The organism is Pedobacter sp. 01N416, assembly GCF_056399685.1.
Map to the genome: position 1 here is coordinate 1 of NZ_JBFTRT010000253.1, position 7,720 is coordinate 7,720.

The following is a 7,720-nucleotide window of genomic DNA, read 5'->3' on the forward strand; positions in this document are numbered from 1 at the left end:
TTCTACCTCTATAGCCCTCAAAAACGGGATCAATAAAGGAACAACTTTCGTGGTAGATCCCTTATTGCCAAGGGAAAACCTGATCCTGCGTAGTGTACCTGTTGTTTCAAACGATGAAGGAGGTAACACGGTAGGTATCGCTGCAGATGTTTACAATAAAAAAGACAATAAAATATTAACCATTAACGGTTCTGCGCTTTCTTATCAGGACTACCTGAACCTCCGTAAAAATAAAACCAAGGTAAATGTTGTTTTTGTTGTGGACGGTGGTAGCCCAATGACCAAATATTTTTCTGGAATGACCAATACCATCGCTTCTTTCGAAAATATTATGGGCGATTTTGGTAAAGGAACAAAAGTGAACTTTGGTGGTGTAGTATACCGTGGTGAAAGTGGTTGCGCTTTAAAAGGTATTTTCGTAAGCCCGATCCAAGACGATTACAGGCAGTTGATGACCTTCCTTTCAAATCAGGCTAAAAACACTGTTAGGTGTAATGGAGAAGTAAGCGAAGAGCCTGTTTTTCAAGCGATAAAAACCGGATTGGGCTTATTTAAAGCAAAAAAGAACGAAACCAATTTAATTATTTTAGTTGGCAGTACCGGAAATACCGGCGGAACCAACAATTACCTGATTAACGAATTAAGTGAGCAGGTTGCACAGGCCGATGCCCGTATTTTAGCCTTACAGGTGTATAGCGATTTCAATCAGTCATTTAACGATTTTGTAATCCAGTCGCGTAAACTTGTTTCCGAATCGGCTATCCGCGCTGCCGAGTATAGAAAAAACACCATGGTAAAAGGCGAGGGTTTAAAAAGTTTCCAGCCTTATAATACCAGTTTACAGGATTCTATCTCTTACTATTTAGATTACCCTAAAAACAGTTTAATCCAGGGTGGGGTAGTTTTCCCGACAAAAGGTTCGGTAAATTCCAACCAGAGCATGACGATTGCTTTACGCCGTTTCGTAAAAGAAACCAACTCCGATATCTATAACCAGATCAGTTCGTTGGATAGTGCTTTCCGTTTAACAGGCATATCGCGTAAAAACCTGACTGCCGATGTAGAAGGTTTATTGCCGGAACCCGTTGGCGCGGAAGTTGCAGACCGCATGCCGCACAATGCGTTTAAATATTATAGCACTGCAAATCTGTCGGTTGATGCAGTGAAAAACAACCCCTCAACATTACAATATGCCATCGTTTTAAATAACATGGAGTACAAGCAGATTGTAGATGTGTTTTCGATGATGTTGGGACAGAATTTGCAGGCCGATCAGTCTTCTTTCAGGAGTAAACTTGTTAAAAATTATGTGAAAATGCCAAAACAGATGCTGGGTATTAAAGAGTCATCGGGCAACATAAAGCGTTTAACCTTGGCTAACTACATTAAATTGGTAACTGGCTTGCCTTTGAACAACAAATTTTTAGAGAAATATACGGTAGGCGATTTAAAGAACAGTTCTAAAATGCCACTCGAAGCGTTCGAAAGCTACATTAAATTATTAAATCAATCGGTTCAGCAGATTAAAAGGGCTACTCAGATTGAGCAGCAGTTTATTTCGAACGGCAAAATATATTACTACATCACCGAAAATAATTTTAACCCGGCAGTATTGCCTACAACCAACTAAGGGATATGGCAGTTACAAATTTAAGCGAATCGGTCAAAACAGCCCTGCATATTGCACAGTCTTTAGCTAAAGAGTACAGAAACGAGATTTTTACTGCAGCTCACCTGCTCAAAGGCCTGATGCATAAAGATGTTGGCCTGCGCTCGTTCATTACCTCTATTGGTAAAGATGAAGAATACATTAGCGAATGGGCTGAAGTGCGGATTGACGAACAGGCAAAATCGGCGAGTTTTACGGATACCGTAAGCGGTGCGCCAGAGATTGCAGTGATTTTTGAAGAGGCCGATAATGTACGCATTAAACTGGGGTTGGACTTAATTACCCCGGTATGTGTATTAACCGCATTGGCAAAACCGGGTATCGGTTTTCAGCCCGATCAGCTAAAATCGTTCCCGATTAAAGAACGTGAAATCCTGGATCTGTATGTAAAAGATGAAGAAATTTCGAGGGTGGTTTCGCCTGATAAAACAAGCGCTGGTACTGAAAGCAAAAGCACAGGCAATGCCCTGTATAAATACTGTATAGATAGATTACAGATGGTGCGCGATGGTAAAACCGACCCTATTATCGGCCGTGATAAAGAAACCAGGCAGATGATGGAAATCCTTTGCCGCCGCACCAAACCAAATGTAATCTTAACCGGTGATGCCGGCGTAGGTAAAACCGCTTTGGTTGATGGTTTTGCCATTGATATCGTAAACCAGAATGTACCCGAGAGTTTAAAACCCGTGCAGCTTTTTGAGCTCGATTTAGGTTCATTAATTGCAGGTGCCTCTTACAAGGGTGAAATAGAAGACCGTTTAAAAAACATCATCAAAGAAATCAAGCAGTTTGAAAAGGCTGTGCTGTTTATTGATGAAATCCACACTTTATTGGATAGTAAAGGACCGTTGGGTGCGGGCATAGGTAATTTGCTGAAACCAGAACTGGCCCGTGGCGAAATTACGGTTATCGGTGCCACAACCATTGATGAGTACCGCAAAATTATCGAGCCTGAGCAGGCTTTCAGCAGACGTTTTGAAGTGTTGCAGGTAAATGAGCCAAACGAAGAAAGCACCATTAAAATGCTGCAGAAACTGGCCGTAAAATACGAAGAGCACCATACCTTAACCATCGAACCCGATGCTTTGGGCGAATGTGTGCGCCTGGCCAAACGTTACATGAAAGATAGAAGGCTCCCTGATTCTGCATTCGACCTGCTCGACCGTACAATGGCCGCCATGAAAATGATGAACGATACCTCTGATCAGGTAATCGAAAGTTTGGAAACCGATCTGGAAGCTTTAAATGCCAATACCGAAGAACCGGAAGCAGAGAAATTTGCTGATTATAAATGGCTTTTCTCTTTGCTTCAGAATAAATTAAGTCCGGTTTTACTGGGTCACTTAACCGATGAAACACAGACTGACGCGTTCGAAACCGCCGATGAATATCAGGGTTATATTACCAAAAGCTTACAGGAATTAAAAAAATATGCTGCTGACAAGAGCGATCGCATCAGCAAACAGGATATTGCTTCTATAGTGGCCTACAAAACAGGTATCCCAATGGGTAAACTGCAGGCCGGTGAAAAGGAAAAATTGCTCAATATGGAAGCTTACCTTAAAAAACGTGTGGTAGGGCAGGATCAGGCTTTAAAAGCTGTTTCAGATGCCATACTCGAATCGCGCAGTGGATTGAATAAAAAAGGCCAGCCAATAGGATCCTTCTTTTTACTAGGGCCAACAGGAACCGGTAAAACAGAACTGGCCAAATCAATCGCCGAATTTTTATTCAATGACGAAAAAGCGATGATCCGCTTCGATATGTCCGAATTTAAGGAAGAACACAGTGCCGCCCTACTTTATGGCGCGCCTCCAGGATATGTAGGTTACGAAGAAGGTGGTTTATTGGTGAATAAAATCAGGCAACAGCCTTATTCTGTACTGCTTTTTGATGAAATTGAAAAAGCGCACCCTTCCGTTTTCGATACCTTTTTACAGATCCTGGACGAAGGCCACATGCACGACCGTTTAGGAAAAGAGGGCGATTTTAGCAACTCACTGATTCTTTTTACCTCGAACATCGGTAGTGAATGGATTGCCGAACAGATCGGAAAAGGTGTAATTCCTGCTTCAAATCAGTTAATGGAGGTTATGGCCGGCCATTTTCGCCCCGAATTTTTAGCCAGGATCTCCGAAATTGTTCCTTTTGCGCCGATAAACGAAAGTAATGTGGTGCGTATTTTCGAAATCCAGTTAAGCAGTTTGGTACAATCGCTCAATAAAATGGGTATCGATTTTGAAATTGCAGAAGATGCCAAAAAAATGATCGCTTTAGATGGTTTTACACCAAAATACGGTGCAAGGCAGCTATCGGCGGTTATCAGAAATCTTTTACGCAGGCCAATCTCGAAATACATCATTTCTGGTGAACTAAAAAAAGGATCGAAGGTTGTGGTAAGCAAGCATGCAGCCGAAGATAAACTCGAATGGAATATTATTCAGCCAGAAACCGTAACATTGGAACAAAAATTGAGTTAAAACGTTAACTATTATATTATTAGAAAAAAAAGTAATCGTAAACCTAAATCAACATACTATGTTTAATTATGAAATTGGTGGTAACGAGCGAAAAATTGACACCTCAGAAGCTTTCGCAGAAATTGCCCACAACAAAACACTTTTTGTACAGAAACTTACCGATAACGATCCGATAAAACCCGAAAAAGTAGAGGGATTAAAAACGGTGAAAGATGTATTCGAACATTATAAACCAAATGTGAAGGTGGCTTTTGAAAAGCAGGATGGATCTACAGTTGGCGAAACGATAAACTTTAACGATCTGGGCGATTTTGGTGTGAAAAACATCATTAACCAAAGTAATTACCTTACTAACGTGAACATCGAAAGAGAAATGTCGCTTAATGTAATCAAACAGTTAAAATCGAACAAAACCTTAAAAGCTACACTTGATGACGAAGAAACAAAGTCGGCCTTCATTAACGCTTTGAAGAACTTTGTTGACGAATTGGAGCAAAATAAATAATCTTAACGCCAAGAAAACATGTCAAACCCTCAAGAATTAAAAACCGACGAAAATACAGGCCAGGAAGGCTTTAAACCAGCTGAAGCCAAAACCTTAGAAAAAACATCACTTAAAGATAACCTCGAAAAACTGGCCCGTGTTGGCGGTTTCGATCTGTTGGAAGCCACTGTTGATGGTCTGCAGAATTTAAACCCTGAACGTAAAGCCCGTAAACAGATCTTTTTAACCGGTGATGAGAAAAAGAAAGAACGTGAAGAGCTGAAAAAGAAAATCCAGCTTTGGATTGATGTGCTTGAATCTTCCACTTCAGTTGCCGATATGGTAGAAAAAAGCACTCAAAAGCTGAATGCTGCCGAAGAAAATCTGAATAAAAACATCGGTACTGCATTAGAAAGTACAAGAGAGCTGGAGCAGGCATACCGTTCGGTACATTTATTCTATAAAAATACCGAATCCGACAAACTTAAAAATGTAGTGCTGTTAAATGCATCAATGGATCAGATCAAGGATCTTGATAATCCACGTTTTATTGAATACGTAGATGATGAGTTAAAACAGAATTACGACCGTTTGGATCTCCGTAATAACTATTCGTTAATGGTTGTGCCCGGCTATATGGGTTCCAATAAAGTACTAGAGAGATGGGGTAAAATTGCGCATAACAACAAAGCCATGCTGGTAACCGATTTTGCCGATCTTGATCAGCCGGATGATGTACTTGATTTATTTACCGCAGCAAACTTTACCGGAGGTGACGCATTCAGGTCGAACGTAATCATGACCTGTAACTGGTTGGTTGGCCGTGGTAAAGTTGCAGAAGTGGGTGAGGAAGACGATTTAACCGTACCCGGATCAGCAGCACTTGCAGGTAAAATGTATTACACCTTAATGTCGCAGGTTACTGCAGGTAAAAAACATGGTGCTATAAACGAGGTAGATGGTGTAAAATTCGATTTAAAGAAAAGTGAAATCTCTCATTTAGAAAGAGTAGGCTTGGTGCCAATGGTTAACGAATATGGTAAAGTAATGGCTTTTTCTGCCAAAACCTTATTTAACGGAGATAATATCGGTTTACAAACTTATTCGGTTGTACGTGTATTCGATTATATTACCAAAGTACTATTCGATTTCCTGAACAGAAGGGCTTTCGAAAACTGGACTTCTAAAACGGAACAAGACCTGCGTGGCCAGATTGTTAAGTTCTTGGATGGTATTCAGGGAGCCGACCGTTTAATCGAGAGATTTAAAATTATGCGTTTTGAAAGAGATGAACAACAAAAAGACAGGATTCACCTGGATATCCACATCACACCATATTTCCCGGCTAAAAGTTTTGTAGTAAAACTAGACGGGCATAAAGGCGAAGATGAAAATACCACATGGAATACAGAGTACAATCAGCAGTAGTTTTTGATGGCTGAAAATAAAAACCCAACCCCAGCGTTGGGTTTTTTTATGGGTTATGCATAACACTTAACAAATTCTTTATAATTTTGTAATGCATCGGCCTGATCAGATTAATCAAAAAAAATGAAGCAAATACTTATCCTGAATGGGGATATTGAAAAAAACGCATCTACGAATTTCCTGATTAACGCGTATAAGCAAGGTGCCGAAAGTGCTGGTGCAATCGTACGAGAGTTGGCCATTATCGACCTCATATTCAACTCGAATAAGCTGTTTAACAACAGGCAGATTGCCGAGTTAGAGCCCGATTTGCAAAAAGCTTTAACCGCAATTAGGCAGAGTAACCATGTGGTGCTTTTTTGTCCTGTATACGTAGACCATATTCCCGCAAAGATTAAGGGTTTTTTTGATCGTTTATTTATGCCTGACCAGATTTTTACTACCCAGCAGCAAAACGTAAACAATAATTTTAGTGGTCGTTCGGCACGGATTGTGTCTATTTTGGATGAGGCTACTTTTAAAGAATGGAAAGCAAATAAGAAAACAACTTACCTATCCATCAAAAAAGTTATTTTCGAGAAATGCAGAATGAGCCCCGTGCTCACCAATACCATTGGTGAATTACATTCTCTTGAAAATCATTACAGCCAAAAATGGGTAGCTAAAATGGAAAAATTTGGTTCACAGCTGATTTAAAACTTAAGTTACCGGAAATATTTGTCCAAAAAGACTACATCTTGGGTAAAACCACTACAGTTACGTAAGTTATTCTCGCTTTCAAAGCTAGATTAAATTTTTCAGGCAAGGAGTACGATGTGCTTCATTGTGCCTATGCGTTAAACCGTGATGTAGATGCTAAGGGAAGACCTTCTTCCGGAGTTTACGGCGGTACCATCGACATTGAGATCGAATCAACCGAAGACACCTCAATAATCGAGGCGATGGTAAACAACCAGTACAAACCTATTACAGGAACCCTTCTGATCAAGAAAACAGAGGAAGATGCCAAAATGAAAGAAGTTAACTTCGARGATGGCTACATTGTTAAATATTCCGAAGGGATCAACATTGTGGGCGATCATCCGATGACGCTCAAATTCCAGATTTCAGCCAGAAAGCTTAAATTAGGCAACGCCGAGCACCTTAACGATTGGCCAAAAGCCTAAGGGGAGGTTGAGGGTAGAAAGGTTGAAGGTGTGAGGTTTAGGGTATGAGGTTGTATTAACCCTATACTATTCGCCAATCGCCATGCGCCAAACCCATGCTCGCAAGAATCATTCATTTTTCAAAAACATTAAAACTTACTACAATGGCATTCAAAACCCGTTTAAACTTAGGATCAAAAGAATTTGATGTACTACAGTGCAGCTTTTCATTAAATAGAGATGTTGACGCAAAAGGCCGTCCATCGTCAGGTGTTTATGGTGGCACCATCCACATCGAAATCGAATCRACCGAAGATACTTCTGTAATCGAATCGATGGTAAACAACCAGTACAAGCCGCTTTCAGGAACATTGGTTTTCAAGAAAGGCGAAGAAGATGCAAAAATGAAGGAACTGTCTTTCGAAGATGGTTATATCATCCAGTATAACGAGGGTATTGCGGTAAACGACAATACGCCAATGACTTTAAGTTTTGTGGTATCGGCCCGTAA

Annotated in this window: 7 protein-coding genes; all 7 read left to right on the plus strand. The window is 40.5% G+C overall.

Going from position 1 to position 7,720, the window contains the following annotated elements; genetic code table 11:
• Positions 1-1,630, plus strand: a 1,630-nt coding sequence (locus tag AC1DND_RS14950) for a type VI secretion system protein TssR domain-containing protein (RefSeq protein ID WP_477582741.1), incomplete at its 5' end; no start/stop codon positions are given.
• A 5-nt stretch (positions 1,631-1,635) separates the two neighbouring features.
• The gene (locus AC1DND_RS14955; RefSeq protein WP_477582743.1) at positions 1,636-4,152 is read left to right on the plus strand and encodes an ATP-dependent Clp protease ATP-binding subunit; all 2,517 of its coding nucleotides are present in this window, start codon (positions 1,636-1,638) and stop codon (positions 4,150-4,152) included.
• A gap of 58 nt (positions 4,153-4,210) precedes the next feature.
• Entirely contained in the window at positions 4,211-4,657 is a 447-nt protein-coding gene (locus AC1DND_RS14960) for a hypothetical protein (RefSeq protein WP_057933296.1), read from the plus strand.
• Between the two features lie 18 nt (positions 4,658-4,675).
• Complete coding sequence (locus tag AC1DND_RS14965) at positions 4,676-6,064, plus strand: DUF5458 family protein (protein ID WP_477582744.1); 1,389 nt, start codon at positions 4,676-4,678, stop codon at positions 6,062-6,064.
• Between the two features lie 123 nt (positions 6,065-6,187).
• Positions 6,188-6,760, plus strand: a complete 573-nt coding sequence (locus tag AC1DND_RS14970; protein ID WP_477582745.1) for an NAD(P)H-dependent oxidoreductase — start codon at positions 6,188-6,190, stop codon at positions 6,758-6,760.
• A gap of 71 nt (positions 6,761-6,831) precedes the next feature.
• Entirely contained in the window at positions 6,832-7,230 is a 399-nt protein-coding gene (gene tssD, locus AC1DND_RS14975; protein WP_477582748.1) for a type VI secretion system tube protein TssD, read from the plus strand.
• Positions 7,231-7,373: 143 nt separating this feature from the next.
• The coding region (gene tssD / locus AC1DND_RS14980) for a type VI secretion system tube protein TssD (protein ID WP_477582747.1) at positions 7,374-7,720 on the plus strand (347 nt) is incomplete at its 3' end.

What these genes read in the sequence shown, in the direction of transcription:
- AC1DND_RS14965 (WP_477582744.1), top strand. Translation starts at nt 4,676, where the DNA reads ATGTCAAACCCTCAAGAATTAAAAACCGACGAAAATACAGGCCAGGAA.
- AC1DND_RS14970 (WP_477582745.1), top strand. Translation starts at nt 6,188, where the DNA reads ATGAAGCAAATACTTATCCTGAATGGGGATATTGAAAAAAACGCATCT.
- AC1DND_RS14960 (WP_057933296.1), top strand. Translation starts at nt 4,211, where the DNA reads ATGTTTAATTATGAAATTGGTGGTAACGAGCGAAAAATTGACACCTCA.
- AC1DND_RS14955 (WP_477582743.1), top strand. Translation starts at nt 1,636, where the DNA reads ATGGCAGTTACAAATTTAAGCGAATCGGTCAAAACAGCCCTGCATATT.